The 23,822-nt window shown below is 67.4% G+C and carries 17 protein-coding genes and 1 pseudogene; 10 read left to right on the forward strand and 8 right to left on the reverse strand.

The genetic code is table 11. The annotated features are described in order from the left end of the window. The first annotated feature begins 8 nt into the window (after positions 1 to 8). The 3 genes from greA to recJ are packed head-to-tail and all read left to right on the forward strand — an operon-like array spanning position 9 to position 3,208. Positions 9 to 473 carry a transcription elongation factor GreA gene (gene greA / locus QE373_RS07835; protein WP_185000279.1) on the forward strand — a complete coding sequence of 155 codons (465 nt, stop codon included), beginning with the start codon at positions 9 to 11 and terminating at the stop codon, positions 471 to 473. 3 nt (positions 474 to 476) lie between these two features. After that, positions 477 to 1,424: a phosphoglycerate mutase gene (locus QE373_RS07840; protein ID WP_309685261.1), complete on the forward strand. Its 948-nt coding sequence runs from the start codon at positions 477 to 479 to the stop codon at positions 1,422 to 1,424. Between the two features lie 44 nt (positions 1,425 to 1,468). Further along, on the forward strand, positions 1,469 to 3,208 hold the full coding sequence (gene recJ, locus QE373_RS07845) for a single-stranded-DNA-specific exonuclease RecJ (RefSeq protein ID WP_309685262.1): 1,740 nt from the start codon (positions 1,469 to 1,471) through the stop codon (positions 3,206 to 3,208). A gap of 65 nt (positions 3,209 to 3,273) precedes the next feature. Here the strand turns inward: recJ and QE373_RS07850 are convergent, their stop codons facing one another. Further along, the gene (locus QE373_RS07850) at positions 3,274 to 4,368 is read right to left on the reverse strand and encodes a DUF1176 domain-containing protein (RefSeq protein WP_309685264.1); all 1,095 of its coding nucleotides are present in this window, start codon (positions 4,366 to 4,368) and stop codon (positions 3,274 to 3,276) included. Positions 4,369 to 4,467: 99 nt separating this feature from the next. Here QE373_RS07850 and QE373_RS07855 point away from each other — a divergent pair, with 99 nt between their 5' ends. From QE373_RS07855 to QE373_RS07880, 6 genes and pseudogenes are all read left to right on the forward strand, one after another. Next, on the forward strand, positions 4,468 to 7,413 hold the full coding sequence (locus QE373_RS07855) for a VIT domain-containing protein (protein WP_309685266.1): 2,946 nt from the start codon (positions 4,468 to 4,470) through the stop codon (positions 7,411 to 7,413). Positions 7,414 to 7,438: 25 nt separating this feature from the next. Then, positions 7,439 to 7,534: pseudogene (locus QE373_RS07860) on the forward strand (LytTR family transcriptional regulator); the annotation flags it as partial. Positions 7,535 to 7,626: 92 nt separating this feature from the next. Beyond that, positions 7,627 to 8,752, forward strand: a protein-coding gene (prfB, locus tag QE373_RS07865) for a peptide chain release factor 2 (protein WP_101099674.1) whose coding sequence is annotated in 2 segments (ribosomal slippage) — positions 7,627 to 7,701 and positions 7,703 to 8,752 — 1,125 coding nt in all. Because the reading frame shifts where the segments join, the coding sequence is not laid out codon by codon here. Between the two features lie 126 nt (positions 8,753 to 8,878). Further along, positions 8,879 to 10,396, forward strand: a complete 1,518-nt coding sequence (lysS, locus tag QE373_RS07870) for a lysine--tRNA ligase (protein ID WP_309685269.1) — start codon at positions 8,879 to 8,881, stop codon at positions 10,394 to 10,396. 196 nt (positions 10,397 to 10,592) lie between these two features. Beyond that, a complete protein-coding gene (locus tag QE373_RS07875) occupies positions 10,593 to 11,732 on the forward strand; it encodes a two-component system response regulator (protein WP_309689645.1) in 1,140 nt (379 codons plus the stop codon). Positions 11,733 to 11,734: 2 nt separating this feature from the next. Further along, entirely contained in the window at positions 11,735 to 13,909 is a 2,175-nt protein-coding gene (locus QE373_RS07880) for an ATP-binding protein (RefSeq protein WP_309685271.1), read from the forward strand. A 96-nt stretch (positions 13,910 to 14,005) separates the two neighbouring features. On the opposite strand, the gene QE373_RS07885 is transcribed toward QE373_RS07880, so the two are convergent. From QE373_RS07885 to betI, 5 genes are all read right to left on the reverse strand, one after another. Next, complete coding sequence (locus QE373_RS07885) at positions 14,006 to 14,875, reverse strand: crotonase/enoyl-CoA hydratase family protein (protein WP_057687527.1); 870 nt, start codon at positions 14,873 to 14,875, stop codon at positions 14,006 to 14,008. Positions 14,876 to 15,139: 264 nt separating this feature from the next. Then, positions 15,140 to 16,816, reverse strand: coding sequence for a long-chain fatty acid--CoA ligase (locus QE373_RS07890; RefSeq protein WP_309685273.1), 1,677 nt, complete (start codon positions 16,814 to 16,816; stop codon positions 15,140 to 15,142). Between the two features lie 241 nt (positions 16,817 to 17,057). Next, entirely contained in the window at positions 17,058 to 18,737 is a 1,680-nt protein-coding gene (gene betA / locus QE373_RS07895; RefSeq protein WP_309685275.1) for a choline dehydrogenase, read from the reverse strand. A 121-nt stretch (positions 18,738 to 18,858) separates the two neighbouring features. Then, positions 18,859 to 20,331, reverse strand: a complete 1,473-nt coding sequence (gene betB, locus QE373_RS07900; RefSeq protein ID WP_309685277.1) for a betaine-aldehyde dehydrogenase — start codon at positions 20,329 to 20,331, stop codon at positions 18,859 to 18,861. 48 nt (positions 20,332 to 20,379) lie between these two features. Next, positions 20,380 to 20,970 (reverse strand): transcriptional regulator BetI, encoded by a 591-nt coding sequence (gene betI, locus QE373_RS07905; protein ID WP_309685279.1) that lies wholly within the window; start codon positions 20,968 to 20,970, stop codon positions 20,380 to 20,382. A 172-nt stretch (positions 20,971 to 21,142) separates the two neighbouring features. Between betI and QE373_RS07910 the strand changes: the two genes are divergently transcribed. Next, positions 21,143 to 22,696: a BCCT family transporter gene (locus QE373_RS07910; protein WP_309685281.1), complete on the forward strand. Its 1,554-nt coding sequence runs from the start codon at positions 21,143 to 21,145 to the stop codon at positions 22,694 to 22,696. A gap of 112 nt (positions 22,697 to 22,808) precedes the next feature. Here QE373_RS07910 and QE373_RS07915 read toward each other — a convergent pair whose 3' ends face one another. Both QE373_RS07915 and QE373_RS07920 read right to left on the reverse strand, forming a co-directional pair. Continuing rightward, the gene (locus tag QE373_RS07915; protein ID WP_309685283.1) at positions 22,809 to 23,447 is read right to left on the reverse strand and encodes a hypothetical protein; all 639 of its coding nucleotides are present in this window, start codon (positions 23,445 to 23,447) and stop codon (positions 22,809 to 22,811) included. Continuing rightward, on the reverse strand, positions 23,447 to 23,821 hold the full coding sequence (locus QE373_RS07920; RefSeq protein WP_309685285.1) for a type II toxin-antitoxin system Phd/YefM family antitoxin: 375 nt from the start codon (positions 23,819 to 23,821) through the stop codon (positions 23,447 to 23,449). The genes QE373_RS07915 and QE373_RS07920 overlap by 1 nt, the downstream gene beginning before the upstream one ends. Position 23,822: the final 1 nt, after the last annotated feature.

Below are 23,822 nucleotides of genomic sequence, written 5' to 3' on the forward strand. Positions count from 1 at the left end.
GAGCTCCCATCACGATGAAGGGCGCGCAGCGTCTGCGCGAAGAGCTGGACCAGCTGAAGTCGGTCAAGCGCCCGAAGGTGATCGCCGCGATCGCCGAAGCGCGCGAGCACGGTGACCTGAAGGAAAATGCCGAGTACCACGCCGCGCGCGAAGAGCAGGGCTTCATCGAAGGCCGCATCAAGCAGCTGGAAGGCGAGCTGTCGCATGCCGAGATCATCGACGTGTCCAAGCTCAATGCCGGCTCCAAGGTGGTGTTCGGCGCGTCGGTGACGCTGGCCGACGTGGAAACCGACGAAGAGAAGAAGTACCAGATCGTCGGTGACCTGGAAGCGGACATCAAGCTCGGCCTGATCGCCATTTCCTCGCCGGTGGCCCGCGCGATGATCGGCAAGCTGGAAGGCGACAGCATCACCATCGATGCCCCGGCCGGCCAGCGCGAGTACGAGATCGTCAGCGTCAGCTACGCGGGCTGATCGATGGCTACGGCAACGCTGCTGCTGGCTGCACGCAGTCGATTCGCGGTGGCCGCGTTGCCCGATGAGGTGGCACGTGCGCTCGGTCGTGCCGAGCGCAGCGAGCACGCAGCGGGGGAGGGCGCGCAGCTGCAGCGCCACTTCCGCGTGCAGGGGGCGTCGACCACGCTTGATGCCGCCGATGCCGCCGCGATGCCTGCCGCGGCACTGACCCGCCAGCTGGATGCCGGCGATGCGGCCGGCCACGTCTGGCTGCGCGCGGATCCGGCGCACATGGTGCCGGACATGCACGGTGCGCGGATGATGGGGCACGGCGACACGCTGCGCCCCTCTCACGAGGATGCGGTCGCGCTGCTGCCGGACCTGCAGCCGGTGTTCGCCGAACATGGCCTGCATCTGGATGCGCCGGTCGCCTCGCGCTGGTACCTGCGCGTCCCGGATGACATGCCGTTGCCGGTGTTTGCGAGTCCGGATGACGTGCTCGGCGATGATCTTTTCAGCCATCTGCCCAGCGGCGTCGAAGGTCGGCGCTGGCGCGCGCTGTTGACCGAAACCCAGGTGGTACTGCATTCGCACCCGTGGAACGCCCAGCGCATCGCGCAGGGGCTGAGCCCGATCAATTCGCTGTGGTTCTGGGGTGCAGGGCGGCTGCCGCAGAGCGTGGCCACGCCACATGCACAGGTGCGCAGCCGCGATGCGCTGTTGCGCGCGTTGGCCACCGCGGCAGGCGTACAGGTGGATGGCGAACAGTCGGTGGATGCGCTGGTCGACCTGCGTCCGCTGCGTTCGCTGGAGCAGCTGGCCAGCCAGGCGATCGCGCCGCTGCTGCTGGCGTTGCGCCGCGGCGAGCTGCAGCGGCTGGTGCTGGATTTCGAGGACGGCGTGCAGTTCGCCTTCCAGCGTTCGCAGCGCTGGCAGATCTGGAAGAAACCGCGGCAGTTGCACGATTGACCCGCGCGGTATCATGCAACGTCTTCCTGCAACCGGCGTAGCCGATGTCCCCTGCCGCCGATTCCAACCCCGTCATCTGCCGCCGCGACCGTGTCGACGTAGCCCCTTGGGCTGACGGCACACTACCGCTGCTGGCCCGTCTGTACACCGCGCGCGGGGCGCACACGCCCGAACTGGCGCTGCCCAGGCTGGGCAACCTGCATGCACCTGAGCTGTTGACCGGCATCGATGGCGCGGTGCGTCTGCTGGCGGCGGCCATCGCCGCTGACAAGTGCATCGTGGTGGTGGGTGACTTTGACTGCGATGGCGCCACCGCCTGTGCGGTCGGCGTGCGCGGACTGCGCATGCTCGGCGCGCGCCACGTCGCCCATGCGGTGCCCAATCGCATGGTGCACGGCTACGGGCTGTCGCCGGCGCTGGTGGAGGAACTGGCGCTGCTGCAGCCGGACCTGCTGGTCACCGTTGACCACGGCATCGCGTGCCATGCCGGCGTGGCGGCAGCCAAGGCCAAGGGCTGGCAGGTGCTGGTCACCGACCACCATCTGCCTGGACCGCAGCTTCCGCCGGCCGATGTCATCGTTGATCCGAACCTGCACGACGATGCCTTTCCCAGTAAATCATTGGCCGGCGTCGGCGTGATCTTCTATGTACTGCTGGCCTTGCGCCGGCACCTGCGCGAGGCCGCGGTGTTCGCCGACGGCAAGGGACCGGACCTGGCCACGCTGCTGGATCTGGTCGCGGTGGGCACGGTCGCCGACCTGGTGGCGCTGGATGCCAACAACCGCGCGCTGGTCAGTGCCGGGCTGCGGCGCCTGCGCGCCGGGCAGGGCTGCGTCGGGTTGAATGCTCTGATCGAAGCCAGTGGCCGCAATGCGGCGCGGCTGACCGCCACCGATATCGGCTTTGCGCTGGGCCCGCGCTTGAACGCGGCCGGCCGGCTGGAGGACATGGCGCTGGGCATCGCGCTGCTGCTGACCGAGGACCCGGCGCAGGCGCGCGACATCGCGCAGACGCTGGAGCAGATCAACGCCGAGCGCCGCGCCGTGCAGCAGACCATGACCGACGACGCCGAGAAGGCGGTGGCCAGGGTGGTGCTGGATGACGACGGACAGCGCCCGATCGCGGCGGTGCTGTTCGATGCCGAGTGGCATCCGGGTGTGGTCGGCCTGGTGGCCTCGAAGATGAAAGACCGCCTGCACCGACCGGTGGTCGCCTTCGCGCCGGCTGAACCGGGCGCCGATGCGTTGCGAGGGTCCGCGCGTTCGATTCCCGGCCTGCACATCCGCGATGCGCTGGCGCTGGTCGATGCGCAGCAGCCGGGCCTGATCGAGCGCTTCGGTGGCCATGCGATGGCCGCCGGCATGAGCCTGCCGCACGCCCACCTGACGGCGTTCGAAGCCGCCTTCGCCGCAGCCGTGCATCAGTTGCTGGACCCGGTGATGCTGCAGCAGCAGATCCTCAGCGATGGCGAGCTCGGCAGCGACGAGCTGGACCATCGCCACGCCGATGCGCTGCGGCTTGCCGGCCCGTGGGGACAGGGCTTCCCGGAGCCGCTGTTCGATGGACATTTCGAGGTGACCAACTGGCGGGTGTTGAAGGAGCGGCACCTCAAGCTGGAACTGCGCCGTCCCGGGATGGCCGGGTTGATCAACGCCATCCAGTTCGGGGGCTGGACCGGCAACGCGCCGGCACGCAACGTGCACCTGGCGTATCGGCTGGCCTGCGACGATTACCGCGGCGGCACGGCGATCCAGTTGATCGTCGAGCACTGCAGCGCGGCCTGACCGCTCCCGCCGAGCATGGCCCGGCGGAATCCCTCAACGTTCGCGGCCCCGCACCCGGTGCCGCCTCACTCCTTTACCGTGGCAACCCGCGTCGGCAGGTCCCACGCGCCGCCTGCGGCGACCAGCCGGCACAGGCCCGTGGTGGTAGCCGAGGTAGCCACGAAGCGGCGCCCGTCCCAGCCCCAGCTGTTCATCGACCAGCAGTCGCCCAGGCCTCGCCCCTTGTGCGATCCACTGATGCTGCGGCCGTCGTCATCATTACCGAAGTGGGTGATCAGCTGCGGCTGGTAGGGTGCCGTCTCGTTGACCACCCAGTAGCCGCTGCCTTCGTTGTAGGCGCCACGCCAGCACAGGGCAGATACCAGCAGCTTGTCCGCGCTCAGGCGCTGGACCTTCAACGGCACGACAGGCTCATCCATCGACACGGCCTGGTCGGGCTGCAGGGCCGCGCAGTCATCGGGCGGCGTGGCGGCTACCAGGGCGGCGCGCAGCGCATCGGAGGTCGCCAGTGCGGCGTCGGATAGGCGCGCTGCGGCCAATTTCGCCAGCACCACGACCGGCATCGGCAATGCCGCGGGCACCGACGACTCCGCGCGCTTGCCCTTGCGCATCACCGCCCCGGGGGTGCCCAGCCGGCCCTGGAATTCATCCATTTTCAGCAGCACCGCCGATGCGCCACGCGCTGACAGCGTCCACTGCCGCTGGTCGTCACCGGTGAAGACGACGCGGCCTGCGCCGGCACCGCTCACCGAGGCCAGCAAGGCGGCCACCTGGGCCGGGCTCAACGTCGCCGTGCCCGCGCCGGTCGCATAATCCACGCGACCCTGGTCACGCCCGTCGACCTGCATCTGCAGCGTGGCGGGCAGCACGCTTTCCTCGTACTGGCCAAGCATCAGGCTGGCGGTGATCGGCTGGTCGGGGCCACCGTGGCGCGTCAGCAGCACCGATACCGGCAGCGGGTCCACGCCTTCGTCGTTCTGGTAGCCCGCCGCGCGGCAGGTCCGGGTGTTGTCGCAGGCCAGCGTCCAGTCGTGGTGACTGAAGTCGATGCCCACCAGCTCGGTTGGCGAAGCACACAAGGCGGGCAGTGGGGCGAACAGCAGAAGGAGCAACGAGGGCAGGCGCACGGAGATCCCGGTGTATGGAAGAGGCCCGTGCATGGTGGCCGATGCGAAGGCGCAGGCCAAGATGGCAACACGGCAAACCCCGATGGGCGCCATCATGCGTTCAATGGACTGTCACCCACGCAGGAGCGTCACATGCAAGGTCTGTCTCGCGGTCTGGTCATGCTCGGCGTTGCGGCGCTGGGTATCGCGGCCTACAAGGTGGAGGCACAGCGTTCGACGCCACCCGCGCCTGCCGTCAGCGCGCCGGTGTTGCGGGTGAAGGACGCGGAAGTGCCGGTGCAGCTGCGCCACGCCAGCCTGCGCGGCACGGTGGCCGCCGGCCTGGCCGAAACCCGCATCGAAATGGAGTTCCACAACCCCAACGGCCGCATGCTGGAGGGGCAGTTGGAGTTCCCGTTGGCTGATGGCCAGCAGGTGGCGGGCTTTGCACTGGATATCGATGGCCAGCTGCGCGACGCCGTGCCGGTGCCCAAGGCCCAGGGCCGGCAGGTGTTCGAGGCCATTGAACGGCGTCGGGTCGACCCGGGTCTGCTGGAACAGACCGCTGGGAACCAGTTCCGCCTGCGCATCTATCCGATCCCCGCGCACGGCAGCCGCCGCGTGGTGTTGACCCTCCGCCAGACCCTGCCGGTGGACACGCAGGGCCTGCGCTGGACGCTGCCGCTGCAGTTCGCGCGTGGCGCGCAGCAGGCAAGCGTGCAATTGGATGCCAGTGGCGTCGGCGCACCGCGTGCCTCGACTGCACTGGCAGGGCAGTTCCAGCTGCGCGATGGCCGCTATCAGCTGCAGTGGCAGGGCCGCGGTGCGGCGCTGCCGGCGCAGGCGCAGTGGTGGCTGCCGCAGGTGCGCCAACGCGACGTGGTGGCCGGCCTGCACGAGGGCCAGCGCTACCTGATGGCGCAGATCCCGGTGCCGCTGCAGGCCGTGCCACGGGCGCTGCCCACCCGCATCGGGCTGCTCTGGGATGCGTCCGGATCGGCGTCCCGGCGCGACCGTGAGGCCGAGTTTGCCGTGCTTGACCGCTATTTCAAGGCCGTCGGCGATGGCCAGGTCCAACTGACGGTGTTGCGCGACCAGTCCGAGCCCGCGCGCGATTTCCGCCTGCGCGCTGGCGACTGGTCCGCACTGCGTGCTTACCTGCAGGCGCTGCCGCTGGACGGGGCCAGTGCGCTGGGTGCGTGGACACCACAGCCGGCGGTGCAGGAATACCTGCTGGTCAGTGATGGGCTGTCCAACTATGGCAAGCGCAGCCAGCCGGCACTCGCTGCAGGCCAGCGCCTGTATGCCTTGAGTGGTGCCGGCGCGCGCACCGACACGGCGCGCCTGCGTGCCTGGACCGCTGCCCACCAGGGCGAGCTGCTGGTGCTGTCCACGCCGGCGGATGTGGCTTCGGCGGCAGCACGGTTGCTGCAGCAGGGCGCAGCGGTGCTGTCGCTGGAAGGCGATGGGATCAGCGCGGTGGTCGCCGATGCCCGTGCGGCAGCGCAGGGCTGGTTGCGGGTGCTGGGAAGGATCGACAGGCCGGACGGCAGCGTGCAGCTGCGCGTGCGCCTGCCGGATGGGCGCATCGATACCCAGCGGGTGGGCGCCGGCGAAGCGCGGCTGCAGCCTGGCGGCCTGGTGGCACATGCCTGGGCGAACGGCCAGCTGGCCGACTGGGCGGGTGATCCGGCGGCCCATGCCGCCGCGCAACGCACGCTGTCGCAGGCGTTCGGGCTGGTCAGTGCGGACACTTCGCTGCTGGTGCTCGAATCGATCGAAGACTATCTGCAGCATGGCATCCGTCCGCCGTTGCCGCTGCGCGCCGAGTACGACCGTCGGCACGCGCTGGCCGCCGTCGACGTGGCACGTGAGCGCAGCCAGCGGCTCGATGACATCGCACGGCAGGTCGCTGATCGTCAGCGCTGGTGGGAAACCCGCTGGCCCAAAGGCACCCCGCCGCAGGCGAAGCAGGAAACGGCCAGCCCGGCCGCGGTCGCGATGGCAGCGCCGGTAGCGGCGGGGGAGGCCTTCGAGGCCCGACCGAACGACAGCGTCGCAGCGCCGCCGCCGTCGCCTTCACTCGCACTCGCGCCCGCGCCCGCACCCGCAGCGCCGCAGGCCATGCTGGCGCGCCAGGCCCCGGGCCCGCGCGCCGAGCGCGCTACGTCCGCGCCAGGCGCTGCCAACGGCGGCGAGATCACCATCGCGCTCGCGCCATGGGCCGCCGATGCACCGTATGCCAAGCGCCTGCGCGCGGCTCCGGCCGACGCGCTGTATCCGCTGTACCTGTCCGAGCGCGCGCAGCATGCGGACAGCAGCGCGTTCTACCTGGACGTGGCCGACCTGCTGCTGGCCAAGGGCCAGCGTGCGTTGGCGCTGCGGGTGCTGTCCAACCTGGCCGAAATGCAGATCGAAAACCGCCACGTACTGCGCGTGCTCGGGTATCGCTTGATGCAGGCCGATGCGCCTGCACTGGCGGTGCCGGTGTTCCGTGACGTGCTGGCGATGGGCGAGGAGGAGCCGCAGAGCTTCCGCGACCTCGGCCTGGCGCTGGAAGCCAGCGGCCAGTACCCGCAGGCACTGAAGGCGCTGTACGAAGTGGTGCTGCGGCCGTGGGACAGCCGCTTCGATGGCATCTCGCTGATCGCACTGGATGAAGCCACCACCCTCATGGCACGCCAAGGCCTGGATGCCAGCGCGATCGACCCGCGCCTGCGCCGGCCGATGCCGCTGGACCTGCGCGTGGTGCTTGGCTGGGACAGCGACAACAGCGACATGGACCTGTGGGTGACCGACCCCAACGGTGAGCGCGCGTACTACGGCAACCGGCTGACCTACCAGGGTGGGCAGATGTCCCAGGACTTCACCGGCGGCTATGGGCCGGAACAGTTCTCGTTGCGGGATGCCAAGCCGGGCACCTACAAGGTGGAGGCCAATTTCTTCGGCAGCCGCGAGCAGCTGGTCACCGGCGCGACCACCTTGAGCCTGCGCCTGAGCACCCACTGGGGCACGCGCCAGCAGCGCGACCAGACGGTCACCCTGCGCCTGAAGGAACAAGCTGAAACCGTGCTGGTCGGGGAGTTCGAGGTGAAGTAGCGCGATGCCCTGCGCTGCTGGCGTGGGCGGCGAGGCCCTGCTGCACATGGCCGACGGGGCAACGGTGCCCTGCAGCCGGCGCCAGCTGCCGCTGCTGCGCCAGGCGCTGGGCGGCGGGTAGGGCGGGGCAGGCCCCGGGGCGGGCGGGGTAGGCAGCAGCGGCGGCTGTGCTGGTATCATTGCAGGTCATATTTCGAACACGAAACCGCCGACATGCTCGAGCTGAATCCTGTCCGCCAGCGAATCACCGATCTCACCGATCGCGTGGTCTCGCTCAGGGGGTATCTTTGACTACGACGTCAAGAAAGAACGCCTGGAAGAAGTAACCCGGGAGCTGGAAAACCCGGATATCTGGAACAAGCCGGAGTACGCCCAGAACCTGGGGCGTGAACGCTCGCTGCTGGAAAAGACCGTGGGCGGCATCGCCAGCATCCTCGATGGCCTGGTGGAATCCACCGACCTGCTGGAACTGGCCGAGAGCGAACAGGACCAGGAGACCGCCGATGCGGTGGTTGCCGACCTGGACAAGTACCTCAAGCACGTGGAACAGCTGGAATTCCAGCGCATGTTCTCCGGCGAGATGGACAGCTGCAACGCCTTCGTCGACATCCAGGCCGGCGCCGGCGGCACCGAGGCCCAGGACTGGGCCGAAATGATGCTGCGCATGTACCTTCGCTGGTGCGAAGCGCGCGGCTGGAAGACCGAACTGATGGAAGTGTCCGGCGGCGATGTGGCCGGCATCAAATCGGCCACGTTCCGCGTGGAAGGTGAGTTCGCCTACGGCTGGCTGAAGACCGAGATCGGCGTGCACCGTCTGGTGCGCAAATCGCCGTTCGATTCGGACAACCGCCGCCACACCAGCTTCACCTCGGTGTTCGTGTCTCCGGAAGTCGATGACAACATTGAGATCGACATCAACCCGGCCGACCTGCGCACCGACGTGTACCGTTCCTCCGGTGCCGGTGGTCAGCACGTCAACAAGACCGAGTCGGCGGTGCGCATCACCCACATCCCGACCAACACCGTGGTTGCCTGCCAGACCGGCCGCAGCCAGCACCAGAACCGCGACACCGCGATGAAGATGCTGGCCGCCAAGCTGTACGAGCTGGAAGTGCAGAAGCGCAACACCGAACGTGACGCGCTGGAAGCCACCAAGTCCGATATCGGCTGGGGCAGCCAGATCCGCAACTACGTGCTCGACCAGAGCCGTATCAAGGACCTGCGCACCGGCATCGAGCGTACCGATACGCAGAAAGTGCTGGACGGCGACCTGGATGAGTTCATCGAGGCCAGCCTGAAATCCGGCCTGGAAGCGGGCGCCAAACGCAGCGACGCCTGAGCCTGCGGGTCGCCTGCACGGTGACCCGCCTGGTGGCTGCAGCCGCAGCCACCCACGGTCCGTCGTATCCTCGGCGGGCGCGATTCCCTGAAGACCCACCCCCACAGACAACGACCGACCAAGCCCATGAACGAGCAGACCGCCGCGCCGCAGCCCCCCGTCGATGAAAACAGCCTGATCGCCGAGCGTCGCGCCAAACTGACCGCGCTGCGGGCCCAGGGCATCGCCTACCCGAACGATTTCCGCCGCGAAGACTTCGCCGGCAGCCTGCAGGCAGACTTCGCCGACGCCGAACGCTGGACGGCCGAAGCCCTGGAGGCCAACGAGCGCCGGGTGAAGATGGCCGGCCGGCTGATGGCCAAGCGGGTCATGGGCAAGGCCAGCTTCGCGCAGATCCAGGACGAATCCGGCCGCATCCAGGTGTTCCTGCAGGGCAACGTGCTGGGCGATGCCTACACCGCCTTCAAGGGCTGGGACGTGGGTGACATCATCGCCATGGAAGGCGGGCTGACCCGTACCCGCACCGGCGAACTGTCGGTGAAGGCCGAGAGCATCCGCCTGCTGACCAAGTCGCTGCGTCCGCTGCCGGACAAGTGGCATGGCCTGGCCGACGTGGAGCAGCGCTATCGCCAGCGTTATGTCGACCTGATCGTGACGCCGGAATCGCGCGAGGTGTTCATCAAGCGCTCCAGGATCATCCGCGCCATGCGCGCCTGGCTGGACAACCGCGACTTCCTCGAAGTCGAAACGCCGATGATGCATTACATCCCCGGCGGCGCCACGGCCAAGCCGTTCACCACCCACCACAACGCGCTGGACCTGGATTTGTACCTTCGCGTGGCGCCCGAGCTGTACCTGAAGCGCCTGGTCGTGGGCGGCCTGGAGCGCGTCTACGAGATCAACCGCAACTTCCGCAACGAAGGCGTCAGCACCCGCCACAATCCCGAATTCACCATGATGGAGCTGTACGAGGCCTATGCCACGTACACCGAAGTGATGGACCTGACCGAAGGGGTGATCCGCGATGTCGCCCGCCAGGTGCTGGGCACTACCGAAGTGGAGTGGGACGGCGCCCGCATCGACCTGGCCCCGGCCTTCCGTCGCTGGCGCATGGATGAAGCCGTGCGCCACCACAACCCGGAGATCAGCCTGGCCGAGTGCACCGACCGCGATGCGCTGGCTGCCCATTGCGAGCGCCTGAAGATCCGCATCAAGCCGTCCTACGGCTGGGGCAAGCTGCTGCTGGAGATCTTCGAAGCCACCGTCGAGCACACCCTGATCCAGCCGACCTTCATCACCGATCACCCGGTGGAAGTGTCGCCTCTGGCACGTGCCAACGACGATGCCCCCGGTTACACCGACCGCTTCGAGCTGTTCATCAACGGCAAGGAACTGGCCAACGGCTTCTCCGAGCTGAATGATCCGGAAGACCAGGCGGCCCGTTTCCAGGCCCAGGTCGAAGCCAAGGACGGGGGCGATGACGAGGCGATGCATTTCGATGCCGACTACATCCGCGCGCTGGAGTACGGCATGGCGCCGACCGGCGGGCTGGGGATCGGCATCGACCGCCTGGTGATGCTGCTGACCGGCAGCAGCTCGATCCGTGACGTGCTGCTGTTCCCGTACATGCGTCCGGAAGCCTGATCCGGAGCGGCGCGGGCGGCCACTGCCGGCGGCCCGCCGCTACCCCCGGGGCGGGCGCTGGAGTATGGTATCGGCGAGGCCGATGAGTGGCCGGAATGACCCGATTGCCGGGGGGGAGGCGATGGGTCTCGTCCTTTACGCCATCACAATGTGACGGCGATCAAGATCCGGGGAGCGCATGGCAGGTATCGGACAGATGCAGGGTGCGGGCGTACAGAATGGCAGGTTATCCTCGCCAACCCTGATCCCGGGGTGGTCGAACAAGCAGGCAGAAGCAGCGTTGAATATTGTGATCGTCGACGACCAGACGTCCGCACGGACGATGCTGCGCCATGTCATCGAAGACATCGCGCCGGAACTGAGCGTGCACGACTTCGGCGACCCGCTGGCCGCGCTCAACTGGTGCGAATCGCAGCCGGTGGACCTGCTGCTGCTGGATTACCGCATGCCGGAGATGGACGGGCTGGAGTTCGCCCGGCGTTTCCGCCGCCTGCCCAAGCACCGCGACATCCCGGTCATCCTGATCACCGTGGTCGGCGACGAGCCGATCCGGCAGGCGGCACTGGAAGCGGGGGTGATCGATTTCCTGGTCAAGCCGATCCGCCCGCGTGAACTGCGCGCGCGCTGCTACAACCTGCTGCAGCTGCGCCAGCAATCGGAAAACGTGAAGCAGCGGGCGTTGTCGCTGGAGCAGCGGCTGCTTGCCAGCATGCATGAAGTGGAAGAACGCGAACGCGAAACCCTGTCACGGCTCGCACGTGCCATCGAATACCGTGATGCCGGCACCAGCGCGTACCTGGAACGCATGTCACGCGTGGCCGGGCTGATCGCCGAGCAGCTGGGGCTTCCGGAAGAGGAGGTCAAGCTGATCGAGATGGCGGCGCCGCTGCATGACATGGGCAAGATCGCCATTCCCGATGCCGTACTGCTGAAGCCGGGCAAGCTGACCGACGAAGAACTGGTGATCATGCGTCGCCACCCGCGCATCGGCCACGAGCTGTTGAGCGGCAGCCAGAACCGCTTCATCCAGATCGGTGCACTGATCGCGTTGCGCCACCACGAGCGCTACGACGGCAGCGGTTACCCGGATGGGCTGGTCGGCGATGCGATCCCGCTGGAGGCCCGCATCGTGGCGGTGGCCGACGTCTTCGATGCGCTGATTTCGCCGCGTCCGTACAAGGAAGCGTGGACCTTCGATGCGACCCTGGCCTACCTGTACGCACAGCGTGGCCGGCTGTTCGATCCGCGCGTGGTCGATGCGCTGCTGCGCGGCCGCGAGCAGTTGGAGCAGATCTGCGCCGAGCACTCCACCGCCTCGGCGCGACCCGGATTGTGACCATGCGCGCGCTGCTGCCCCGGCTGCGCCAGCGCCTGGCCCAGCGCCAGGATTCCGAGCACGGGCAGCAGATCGTACGCATCGTGCTGATCAGCCTGATCCTGGCCTATGTGCTGATGCCGGGGGTGCGCAACGACCTGCCGCATGACCAGTACGTGGGCGTGCTGGCGATCGTGCTGGGCGGGTTGGGGCTGTCCCTGCTGGCCTTCGGCTGGCTGCTGTGGCGCCCGCAGCGCTCCGATCCGCGGCGCATCCTGGGCATGCTGGCCGACTATGGCCTGATTGCCGCCGGCATGATCCAGATGGGCGAGCCGCTGTCGTGGGTCTACATCGTGGTGATGTGGGTCACGGTGGGCAACGGCATGCGCTTCGGCAACAACTACCTGTACCTGGCCGTTGCGATGGCGATGATCAGCTTCGGCTGCACCGCGCTGTATACCGACTACTGGGTCGACAACGCGCGGCTGGCATTCGGGCTGTGGCTGGGCCTGGCCGCGGTGCCGCTGTACTTTTCCACGCTGCTGCGCCAGCTCACCGAAGCGATGGCCGAAGCGCGCCGCGCCAGCGAGGCCAAGAGCCGTTTCCTGGCCAACATGAGCCACGAATTCCGCACCCCCTTGAACGGGTTGGCGGGCATGACCGAAGTACTGGCCACCACCGAGCTGGATGAAGAGCAGCGCGAGTGCCTCAACACCATCCAGGCCTCCTCGCGCAGCCTGCTGGCGCTGGTGGAGGAAGTGCTGGACATTTCGGCGATCGAGGCCGGCAAGCTGCGCGTGGTCGCCGAGGACTTCGCACTGGGTGACGTGGTGCAGGCCATCGGCCTGATCCTGCTGCCGCAGGCCAAGGCCAAGCGGCTGGACTACCGCGTGCGGGTGGATGAAACCGTGCCGCCCCGGCTGCGCGGCGATACCGGCCACCTGCGCCAGGTGCTGCTCAACCTGGCCGGCAATGCGGTGAAGTTCACCGACCACGGCAAGGTGGAGATCCGCATCGACGTGGTCAGCGCCGCCGCCGATGGTGGCGTCCGCCTGCGCTTTGAAATCATCGACACCGGTATCGGCGTGGCCGTCCCGATGCGTCCGCGGCTGTTCGAAGCGTTTGAACAGGCCGATGTCAGCATGGCGCGGCGACACGAAGGCACCGGCCTGGGCACCACCATCGCCAAGGGCCTGGTGGAAGCGATGGGCGGTGAGATCGGCTACCAGGAGAACCTGCCGCAGGGCAGCCGGTTCTGGTTCGAAGTGCCGTTCGCCCCGCCGTTGCCGGAGCGCGTGGGCATGACTCCGGCGCTGGTCGGCAACCCGCTGGACAGCAGCAACGGCAATGTCATCGCCTTCGCCGATCCGTTCCTGCGGCATCGCGCGCGGGTGCGCAGCATGAGCATCCTGGTGGCCGATGACCACGAGGCCAACCGCATGGTGCTGCAGCGCCTGCTGCAGAAGGCCGGTCACCGCGTGCTGTGCGTCAACGGTGGCGAAGCGGTGCTGGACGCCATGGCCGAAAGCGATTTCGATGCCGCCATCGTCGACCTGCACATGCCCGGCATGAGCGGGCTGGACATGCTGAAGGAGCTGCGGGTGATGCAGGCCGGTGGCGCGCCGCGCACGCCGGTGCTGGTGCTCAGCGCCGATGTCACCCCGGACGCCATCCAGCGCTGCCAGCAGGCCGGTGCGCATACCTTCCTGGCCAAGCCGGTGGTCGCGGTGCGGCTGCTCGATACGCTTGCCGAAATCGCCTCCAACCGCGATCTCAAACCCTCCGCGCCGATCGTGCGCACGCTGACCGGCGGCACCGACGGCGTGCTGGATTCGGGCGTGCTGGATGAACTGGCCTCACTTGGCATGGGCGAGGGCTTCGAGAAAGAGTTCATCCGCCAGTGCCTGGGCGATGCGGAAAGCTGCATGCGCAAGATCCACGCCGAAGGCGAGGCGATGAACTGGGTGCAGTTCCGCGATCAGGCCCACGCGATCAAGGGCGTGGCCAGCAACCTGGGGCTGGTGCGTGCGGCCAACCGTGCCGGTGAGCTGATGCGGATGGCCGACTGGCAGCTCAAGGCAGAATGGCGCCAGCGCCTGTCGGTGCTGGCGGGCGCCTTGAAGGAAGGCCGGCTGGCGCTGGATGCACGCGCCATCCACCGCAACCAGCCCGGCGTGGACGAGGCGGACCCGCGCTGAAGTGGGCGTGGAGGGGCCGGGCAGGGCGCTGCCCGTTCAGGATGGTGCCGGCGGTCAGCCGGCACGCTCGGGTCGATCGGTGGGGGAGGGTGCTGCTCAGGCCGCGTCAAGGCCGGCACGACGGGTCTGTGCCTTGATCAGGCGGTCCATCGTGCGCAGCGAGCGATCCCCCAGCGCCAATGCCGAATCCACCCAGACCTTGGTGATTTCCAGCAGTTCGTCATAGCTGACCGCCTGGGCCAGGTTGCGCGCGGCGTTCATCGCCAGGTAGGACTGCGGGATGCGCTGGTGCTGGCGGATCAGGTCCTCCACCGCCTGGCGCCCTTCGCCCTTCCGGACCAGCACGTCGACCACGCCCATCGCATGCATTTCCTCGGCGCTGTAGATGCGTCCATCCAGGATGATCTTTTCGGCCAGCTGCGGCGCCACGCGGCGGCACAGGAACGAGTAGGCGCCCATGCCCGGGAACAGCCCGAACAGCACTTCGGGAAGGCCCATGCCCGCCCCTTCTTCGGCGACGATGGTGTGGCAGGCCAGGGCCATTTCCAGGCCTCCGCCCAGCGCATCGCCCTGGATCAGCGCGATCGAACGCACGTCCCCGCCAAACCCGGTATGCAGGTGGTGCACGCCCTCCACGCAGCGCTGTGCGTAGGCCAGCAGGCGGTCGCGGTTGCCTTCGCGGATCAGCCGGGTGAACAGGTCCAGGTCGCCGCCCAGGTTGTAGGCGGTGGCGTCGGAGGCCAGCACGAAGTGGCGCAGGCGACCGTCGTGGCGGCTGGCAGGCCCCCGCGTGACGGCGCTCATGTAGCTCCACATTTCGTCGAGCATGTCCTTGCGGCAGCACGGGCGGATGCCGGTGGAGGCATCGGCGTGCATGAACAGCCAATGGGCGGCGCCATCGGCGCTGTCCTCGGTGCGGATGGTGGTGTAGGGGCGGTTGACGGGCAGCTTTTCAATGGTGCTCATGGCAGGTTCCTCGGCATGGCGGGCCCGCTGGAAAATCGGTGGTCGGCGGGCCGAACGGGTCCACTCGCGGGGATGCTACACCTGGCCAGTCGCCCCAATTGCAAAAGCCCGGGACGTTTTCGCCCCGGGCTTTTCACTTTTCGCTCATCGTGATGTCAACCGGGCTGCCCGGCGGTAGTGACGGCCGCTGGCCGTCATCCCCGCATCCGCCGCTGCGCCCGCCGAGCATGGCTTGGCGCTACCGGCGTCGGCCGTGGACCTGCCTCAGGCCGGCGGCGCGTCGCGCAGCTCGCGACGCAGGATCTTGCCCACGTTGGTCTTCGGCAGTTCCTTGCGGAACTCGACGATCTTGGGGTGCTTGTAACCGGTCAGGTTGGCCCGCGCGTGTTCCTTCACCTGCTCGGCGGTGAGGTTCGGGTCCTTCTTGACGATCACCACCTTCACGATCTCGCCGGACTTCTCATCCGGCACGCCGACTGCCGCCACCTCCAGCACGCCGGGCATCATCGCGATCACGTCTTCCACTTCGTTCGGGTACACGTTGAAGCCGGACACCAGGATCATGTCCTTCTTGCGGTCGACGATGTAGCAGAACCCCTGGGCATCCATCTTCGCCATGTCGCCGGTGTGCAGCCAGCCATCGGCATCGATCGCCGCGGCGGTATCTTCCGGGCGCTGCCAGTAGCCCTTCATGACCTGCGGGCCCTTGATGCACAGCTCGCCGACTTCATCCAGGCCCAGTACCTTGCCGTTGTCGTCCTTGATGCAGGCATCGGTGGACGGAATCGGCAGGCCGATCGAGCCGTTGTACTCGGCCAGGGTCAGTGGGTTGATGCAGGCCGCCGGCGAGGTTTCGGTCAGGCCGTACGCCTCTACCAGGGTGACGCCGGTGGTCTTCTTCCACCGCTCGGCGACCGAGCGCTGTACCGCCATGCCGCCGCCCAGGGTGACCTTCAACGTGGAGAAATCCACTTCATCGAAACCGGGCGTGTTGAGCAGGCCGTTGAACAGCGTGTTGACGCCGGTGATGGCGGTGAAGCGCACGCCCTTGAGCTCCTTGACGAAGCCCTTCATGTCGCGCGGATTGGTGATCAGGTGGTTGCAGCCGCCGAACTTCATGAAGACCAGGCCGTTCGCGGTCAATGCGAAGATGTGGTACAGCGGCAGCGCGGTGATGATCCACTCCTTGCCCGGTTCGATGCCCGACGCGCCGATCCAGGCCGAGGCCTGCTGCATGTTGGCGACCAGGTTGCGGTTGGTCAGCATCGCGCCCTTGGCCACCCCGGTGGTGCCGCCGGTGTACTGCAGGAAGGCGATGTCGTCGTGGTCGATCTCCACCTTCGGCAGGTCGTGGCGGCGGCCCAGCTTCAACGCCTGGGTGAAGCGCACGGCGCCCTTCAGGGTGTAGTTGGGGACCATCTTCTTGATGTACTTCAGCACGAAGTTCACGACCACGCCCTTGGCGCCGAGCAGGTCGCCGAGCCCGGTGGTGATGACGTGCTTGACCTGCGTATCGGCGATGACCGCCTGCACGGTGTCGCCGAAGTTGTCGACCACCACCAGCGCGGTGACCCCGGCATCGACCAGCTGGTGCTTCAGCTCGCGCGCGGTGTACAGCGGGTTGACGTTGACCACGGTCAGGCCGGCGCGCAGCACGCCGAAGGTGGCGATCGGGTACTGCAGGCAGTTGGGCATCATCAGGGCGACGCGGTCGCCCTTCTTCAGCTGCAGCTCGCCCAGCAGATACGCTGCGAACTGTTCGACCAGCGCATCGGTCTCGCCATAGGTGAGCACCTTGCCGAAGCTGGAGTAGGCGGGGCGATCCCGGTACTTGGCCACCGAGGCGTCGAAGACGGAGGAGACCGAGTGGAACTCGTTGATGTCGATCTCGGCGGGCACGCCTTGCGGGTAACTCTGCAACCAGGGACGTTCCAGGCTCATATTTCCCCCTCCAGGAAACTGTGATGTTTGAGTTGGTTCTGTAGCCAGTATCGGTCAGATCCAGCCTTGGCAGCATACCGTCCGGGATGGAAAACGCGAAGAGGCCCGCCGATGGCGGGCCTGCGTCCTGCACGGTAGTGACGGCCGCTGGCCGTCATGCGTGTGATATCAACGGTCGCGGCCGAGAGGATGGCGGCCGGGAATGGCGGCCAGGGAATGACGGCCAGCGGCCGTCACTACCTTATTTCCTGCGGGCCGGGGCGCCGTTGGCCTGGAAGTACGGGGCGGTGCTGCGCGGCAGCGGAGCGCGCCCGCGCAGCACGTCGGCCAGCTTCTCGGCCATCATGATGGTCGGCGCGTTGAGGTTGCCGGTCACCACCTGCGGCATGATCGACGCATCGATGATGCGCAGGCCTTCCATCCCGTGCACGCGGCCGTGGCCGTCGACCACCGCCATCGGATCGGCGGCACTGCCCATCTTGTTCGAGCACGAAGGATGGTAGGCGGTTTCGGCATGTTCGCGGACGAACGCGTCAATCTCCGCATCGGTACGCAGCTGGCTGCCCGGGGAAATCTCGCGGCCGGTGTATGGCGACAGCGCCGGCTGGCCGAAGATCTCGCGGGTGATGCGGATGCCATCGCGGAACTCTCGCCAGTCCTGTTCGTGCGACATGTAGTTGAACAGGATGCTCGGGTGCACGCGGGGATCGGTCGAACGCACATGGATGCGGCCACGGCTGGGCGAGCGCATCGACCCCACGTGCATCTGGAAGCTGTGTTCCTTGATCGGGTTGGAGCCGTTGTAATTGATCGCCACCGGCAGGAAGTGGTACTGCAGGTTCGGCCACTCGAATTCTTCGTTGCTGCGGATGAAACCGCCGCCTTCGAACTGGTTGCTGGCGCCGATGCCGGTGCCGTTGAACAGCCACTCCGCGCCGATCGCCGGCTGGTTGTACAGCTTCAGCGCCGGTGCCAGCGAGACCGGCTTCCTGCATTCGTACTGCAGGTACATCTCCAGGTGGTCCTGCAGGTTGGCGCCGACGCCGGGCAGGTCGTGCACCACCTCGATGCCGAGCCCGCGCAGCAGGTCGGCCGGGCCCACGCCGGAACGCTGCAGCACCTGCGGGGAGGCGATCGCGCCGCCGCACAGCAGCACTTCGCGACGCGCACGCGCCTTCTGCGGTTCATCGTTGCGCAGCCACGCCACGCCCACCGCACGCTTGCCGGCGAACAGGATGCGGTCGGTCAGCGCATGGGTGACGATGGTCAGGTTCGGCCGCTCGCGGGCCTGGTCCAGGTAACCACGCGCGGTGCTGGAGCGGCGCCCGCGCGGGGTCACGGTGCGGTCCATCGGGCCGAAGCCTTCCTGCTGGTAGCCGTTGAGGTCGTCGGTGCGCGGGTAGCCGGCCTGCACGCCGGCTTCGATCATCGCCGCGAACAGTTCGTTGTTGCCGTTCTTGGGCGTGGTGACCTGCAGCGGGCCGTCGCTGCCGTGGTAGTCGTTGCCCCCGATGTCGCGGGTTTCGGCCTTGCGGAAGTAGGGCAGGCAGTCGGCGTAGGTCCAGTCTTCCAGGCCCGGCATGCTGGCCCAGTTGTCATAGTCCATCGCGTTGCCGCGGATGTAGCACATGCCGTTGATCAGCGAGGAACCGCCCAGCCCCTTGCCGCGCCCGCAGTCCATCCGCCGGTTGTTCATATGCGGCTCGGGATCGGTCTTGTACGCCCAGTTGTAGCGCTTGCCCTGCAGCGGGAAGGCCAGCGCGGCCGGCATCTGGGTGCGGAAGTCCAGGCGGTAATCCGGTCCGCCGGCCTCCAGCAGCAGCACGCTGACGTCGGCATCTTCGGTGAGGCGGGTCGCCAGCACGTTGCCGGCCGAACCGGCGCCGATGATGATGTAGTCGTATTCGTTGAGGGTGCTCATGGTCTTTGCTCCTGCAGGCCGGGCGGCGCGGTCGCGCCAGCTGGCGGTGTGTAGGGTGGCCGGGCGTGGGGGGAGGAACACGCCCGGCCGGAACGACGGCCGCAAGGCCGGTGCGCTCGGATCAGAAAATGCTGGCGTAGTCGCCCAGTTCGACCTGCACCGATTTGATGCGGGTGTAGTGGGCGAGGGTGGAAATACCGTTCTCGCGCCCCACGCCGGACTGCTTGTAACCGCCGACCGGCATTTCCGCCGGCGATTCACCCCAGGTGTTGATCCAGCAGATGCCGGCTTCCAGGCGGTGGATGATGCGGTGCGCACGGGCGATGTCATTGCTGACCACGCCGGCGGCGAGGCCGAAGTGGGTGTCGTTGGCGCGGGCGATGACTTCTTCCTCGTCGTCGTAGGCGAGGATGCTCATCACCGGTCCGAAGATCTCCTCGCGCACGATGGTCATGTCATCGCGGCAGTCGGAGAACACGGTCGGCAGCACGTAGGCGCCCTTGGCCAGCGCACCGTCGGTGGCACGCCCGCCGCCGGTCAGCAGGCGGGCGCCTTCGCGCTTGCCGGTCTCGATCAGGCGCAGCACGTTGTCCATGTGGGCGAAGCTGGTCATCGGGCCGAAGTTGGTCTGCGCATCCTGCGGATTGCCGATGCGGATGCGCTTTACGCGCTCCACGACGGCCGCTTCGAAGGCGGCCAGCATCGGGCGCGGCACGAACACGCGGGTGCCGTTGGTGCACACCTGGCCGGAGCTGAAGAAGTTGGCCATCACCGCGATGTCGGCGGCGCGTTCCAGCTGGGCGTCGTCACAGATCACCAGCGGCGACTTGCCGCCCAGTTCCATGGTGACTTCCTTCAGCGAGGACGAGGCGGCCGATGCCATCACCTTCTTGCCGGTTTCCACGCCGCCGGTGAAGGAGATCTTCTCGATCACCGGATGTTCGGTCAGCCATTGGCCCACTTCACGGCCCGGGCCCTGCACCACGTTGAACACACCATCGGGCACGCCGGCTTCGGTGTAGATCTTCGCCAGTTCGATCACGGTCAGCGGGGTCACTTCGGACGGCTTGAACACCATCGCATTGCCGGCCGCCAGCGCCGGGGCGGACTTCCACAGCGCGATCTGCACCGGGTAGTTCCACGCGCCGATACCGGCGACCACGCCCAGCGGTTCACGGCGGGTGTAGAAGAAGCTGGACTCGCGCAGCGGCACCTGGTTGCCTTCGATGGCAGTGGCCAGCCCGGCGTAGTACTCCAGCACGTCCGCACCGGTGACGATGTCCACTGTGGTGGTCTCGCTGAGCGCCTTGCCGGTGTCCAGGGTTTCCAGCTGCGCCAGCGCATCGTTGCGTTCGCGCAGGAGGTCCACGGCGCGGCGCAGGATGCGCGAACGCTCCATCGCGGTCATCGCCGCCCACACCTTCTGGCCTTCCGCGGCGCTGGCCACGGCGCGTTCGACGTCGGCCTGGTTGGCGATCTGCACTTCGGCGATCACCTCGCCGGTGGCCGGGTTGATGCTCTGGAAGGTCTTGCCGCTGGTGGCGTCGACCAGCTTGCCGTGGATGTAGAGCTGCTGCAGGGGCAGGGTGGACATGGGAACTCCTGGAAGGGGAAGGGGGAAGGGAGGCGGGCGTTCAAGCGCTTATAGCGCGTTTGCCTGTAACTGGAAGTCGATGTACGCGTAGGCGATGCGGCGCGCGTTGTCGGCGTTGAAGTCACCGCCGACCAGGCTGCCGCGCAGCCACAGGCCATCGACCATGGCGGCCAGCCCGCGCGCGGCCAGGCTGGCCTGTTCGGCTGGCAGGACGCGTTTGAACTGGTGGCAAAGGTTGGAGTACAGGCGCTGGTCGTTGGCGCGCTGCAGGCGGGCCAGTTCCGGCTGGTGCATGCTCGCCGCCCAGAAGGTCAGCCACACGCGCATCGCGGTTCCGTTGGTCTGGCTGTCGTCGAAGTTGCCGTCGACGATGGCCCGCAGCTGCGCGCGCGGATCGTCGGCGCAGGTGTCGCGGAAGCGGGCCACCGCGGTTTTCAGTTCACGCAGGATCTGGCGCATGGCGGCGTTGAGCAGGCCGTCCTTGTCGCCGAAATAGTGCGCCACGATGCCCGTGGACAGTCCGGCCTTGCGCGCGATGGTGGCCACCGTCGCATCGGCCAGGCCGATCTCGTCGATGGTCTGGAAGGTGGCCCGGATCAGCTGCTCGCGGCGGACCGGTTCGATGCCTTTCTTGGGCATTGTCTCTCCATGCACTGCGACCGGGAGGTCCGGTGATGCGGACCACTATACTTTTGATTGATTGAACGTTCAATCAATAAAGGCGTAGGATGCGCTCGCGTCCCCCACGCCCTGGTCCCGGTCCCTTCGATCCGGCCGGACCCTGCGCCCCCAGGATCGATGAGACAACGCAATGTCTTCCAAGGCTTCCTCCGCGCCGTCGCCGCTGCGACTGAACGGTTTCGTCTTCTTCAGCTCGGCCCTGTCCATCGGCGTGCTGGGCCTGCTCACCGTGCTCAACCCGCAGGCCAGCGAGCACTGGTTGCGGGTCGCGCAGGCGCAGGTGTCCGCTGCGTTCGGCTGGTGGTACATGCTGCTGATCGTGGCCTGCCTGGGCTTCGTGCTGTGGCTGGCGTTCTCCCGCTACGGCAGCATCCGGCTGGGGCACAACGAAGAGTCCCCGGCCTTCGCCTACGTGCCCTGGGTGTCGATGCTGTTCTCGGCCGGCATCGGCATCGCGCTGTTGTATTACGGCGCCTATGAGCCGCTGGACCATTTCCTGACCCCGCCGGGACAGCAGGGCGGCACGGTCGCGGCCAGTCGCGAGGCGATGGTGCTGACCTTCCTGCACTGGGGCCTGCACGGCTGGGCGCTGTACGCGCTGGTGGGTGTCGCTTTAGGCTACTTCGCGTACCGCAGGAACCTGCCTTTGGCGCTGCGTTCGGCCTTGTATCCGATCTTTGGTGAACGCATCCATGGCCGGATCGGCGACATGGTTGACGGGTTCGGCATCCTCGCGACGCTGGTGTCGATGGTGACCAACCTGGGCATCGGCGCACTGGTGGTGCAGTCGGGCCTCACCTACCTGTTCAAGATGCCGGACACGCCGCAGACGCTGGTGGTGATCGTGCTGGTGATGATGGTGGTGGCCACCATCGGCGTGGTGGCCGGGGTGGAAAAGGGCATCGCCTGGTTGTCCAACCTCAATGTGCGCCTGCTGTGCCTGCTGCTGTTGTTCGTGCTGGTGACCGGGCCGACCCTGCACCTGCTCGATGGGCTGGTGCAGAACACCGGCGATTACCTGGCCTCGTTCGTGCGCAAGAGTTTCGACATCTACCTCAACCAGCCGGACGGCCGCGATTGGCTGGGCAGCTGGACGCTGTTCTACTGGGCCTGGTGGATCGCCTGGGCGCCGTTCGTGGGGCTGTTCGTGGCGCGCATTTCGCGCGGGCGCACCATCCGCGAGGTGATCCTGGGCGTGCTGCTGATCCCGCTGGGCTTCACCCTGGCGTGGCTGTCGATCTTCGGCAACACCGCCATCGACCTGGTGCTCAACCATGGCCAGGCGGTGCTGGGCGAGGTCGCCAAGGCCGACGCGGCGATGACCCTGTTCAAGCTGCTGGAATACCTGCCGTGGGCCCCGTACGTGGCCGGTGCGGCGGTGCTGATCGGCTTCGTGCTGTTCCTCACGCCGGTGGACTCGGGCACGCTGATGATCGCCAACCTGTGCACGCGGCGCGTGGACGGTGGCGTCGAAGATGGCCATGACGCGCCGATCTGGCTGCGGGTGTTCTGGGCGGTGGTGATCACCGTGGTCAGCATCGGCCTGCTGCTGGCCGGCAACTTCGGCGCGATGCAGACCGCGGTGGTGCTGTGCGGCCTGCCGTTCTCGTTCACCCTGGCGTTCTACATGGTGGGCCTGCTGCGCGCCCTGCGCACCGACCCGGACGCACCGCACCGGCACTGAAACCGGCAACCGGCGGGGTCCTGCCCCGATGGGGTCAGAGTCAGGGGTCAGAGTCAGGGGTCAGAGTCGGGACTCTGACCCCTGACTCTGACCCCTGACTCTGATCCCTTTTTCAGGAGGCCGATCGCAACGCGGCTTCCACCAGCGGCACGGACCAGTCCGGGGTCTGGCGTAGTTGCTGCAGGTCATCGGCCGACGGCCATTGCAGTTGTCCGTCTTCCATCTGCAGCACAAGGCGCGGGTCGGGCACCGCTTCGCCGGGCGCGGCCTCGGCGCTGTTGTCATAGACCTGCAGGGCGGCCAGCACCGGCATCAGGCCGATCAGGTTCTGCTGCGCCAACGGCCAGCGGCGACGGATGTCGGCTTCGTTGATCGGGTGGCCACCGGCCTGCACCCGCGCCTTCACCCGTGCGATGTGCTGCTCCGGGCTGGACAGGCCGCAGAACCACATCAGCACGTCATGGCTGCGCGTGGCCTCGTGCAGCATCGCGGTGATGGAATTGCCGCCCAGGGTGGTTTCGAAGGCGTGGTTGCTGCCGTCTGCCAGGGCGGCCTGCAGGCGACTGACGCCTTCCTGCCAGGCCTGTCCGTTGGCCTCGGCCTGGCCAACGCCCAACTGGCGCACCAGTGCGCGGGCGTAGGTGTCCGGATTGAACCAGTCCAATCCCGCCTCACGCAGCAGGTGGCCGCCGATGGAGCTCTTGCCGGCGCCGTTGACCCCGGCGAGCACGTACAGGAACGGACGCGCCATCAGTAGCCGGAACCGGCCTTGACCTTGCCGCCAAGGCGGGCAGGGCGACGCAGCAGATCGCGGGCGCGTGGGCCGGCCTCGGCCTGCTGCAGCACGGCCAGGCGTTCATCGAAGCCTCTGCGCAGCTCGGTCAGGGCGGGGGTCTGGTTGCGCAGTTCATCCAGCGATTGTTCCAGCGCTTCGACCTTGGCCTGCAGGGCGCGGTACTGGTCGGCGGAGATGATCACCGCCTGCGGTTCGTTGTGGTTGGTGACCACGACCATGCGCTGTTCACGGACTTCCTGCATGACCTTGCGCCAGTGTTCCTTCACCGAGGACGCGGTGGTGCGGGTGAGCTCGGTGATCGGTTCGAAGGTGATCGGGGCGTGCAGCATG

Origin of the sequence: Stenotrophomonas sp. SORGH_AS_0321 (assembly GCF_031453215.1) — a bacterium.
In the GTDB taxonomy this organism is placed as follows: Bacteria; Pseudomonadota; Gammaproteobacteria; order Xanthomonadales; family Xanthomonadaceae; genus Stenotrophomonas; species Stenotrophomonas chelatiphaga.

Coding starts and splice junctions, on each gene's coding strand:
- betI (WP_309685279.1), bottom strand. CDS start 20,970: ATGCCCAAGAAAGGCATCGAACCGGTCCGCCGCGAGCAGCTGATCCGG.
- QE373_RS07920 (WP_309685285.1), bottom strand. CDS start 23,821: ATGCTGCACGCCCCGATCACCTTCGAACCGATCACCGAGCTCACCCGC.
- QE373_RS07855 (WP_309685266.1), top strand. CDS start 4,468: ATGCAAGGTCTGTCTCGCGGTCTGGTCATGCTCGGCGTTGCGGCGCTG.
- QE373_RS07910 (WP_309685281.1), top strand. CDS start 21,143: ATGTCTTCCAAGGCTTCCTCCGCGCCGTCGCCGCTGCGACTGAACGGT.
- lysS (WP_309685269.1), top strand. CDS start 8,879: ATGAACGAGCAGACCGCCGCGCCGCAGCCCCCCGTCGATGAAAACAGC.
- QE373_RS07890 (WP_309685273.1), bottom strand. CDS start 16,816: ATGAGCCTGGAACGTCCCTGGTTGCAGAGTTACCCGCAAGGCGTGCCC.
- QE373_RS07850 (WP_309685264.1), bottom strand. CDS start 4,368: ATGCACGGGCCTCTTCCATACACCGGGATCTCCGTGCGCCTGCCCTCG.
- betB (WP_309685277.1), bottom strand. CDS start 20,331: ATGTCCACCCTGCCCCTGCAGCAGCTCTACATCCACGGCAAGCTGGTC.
- QE373_RS07915 (WP_309685283.1), bottom strand. CDS start 23,447: ATGGCGCGTCCGTTCCTGTACGTGCTCGCCGGGGTCAACGGCGCCGGC.
- recJ (WP_309685262.1), top strand. CDS start 1,469: ATGTCCCCTGCCGCCGATTCCAACCCCGTCATCTGCCGCCGCGACCGT.
- QE373_RS07875 (WP_309689645.1), top strand. CDS start 10,593: ATGCAGGGTGCGGGCGTACAGAATGGCAGGTTATCCTCGCCAACCCTG.
- betA (WP_309685275.1), bottom strand. CDS start 18,737: ATGAGCACCCTCAACGAATACGACTACATCATCATCGGCGCCGGTTCG.
- QE373_RS07840 (WP_309685261.1), top strand. CDS start 477: ATGGCTACGGCAACGCTGCTGCTGGCTGCACGCAGTCGATTCGCGGTG.
- QE373_RS07885 (WP_057687527.1), bottom strand. CDS start 14,875: ATGAGCACCATTGAAAAGCTGCCCGTCAACCGCCCCTACACCACCATC.
- QE373_RS07880 (WP_309685271.1), top strand. CDS start 11,735: ATGCGCGCGCTGCTGCCCCGGCTGCGCCAGCGCCTGGCCCAGCGCCAG.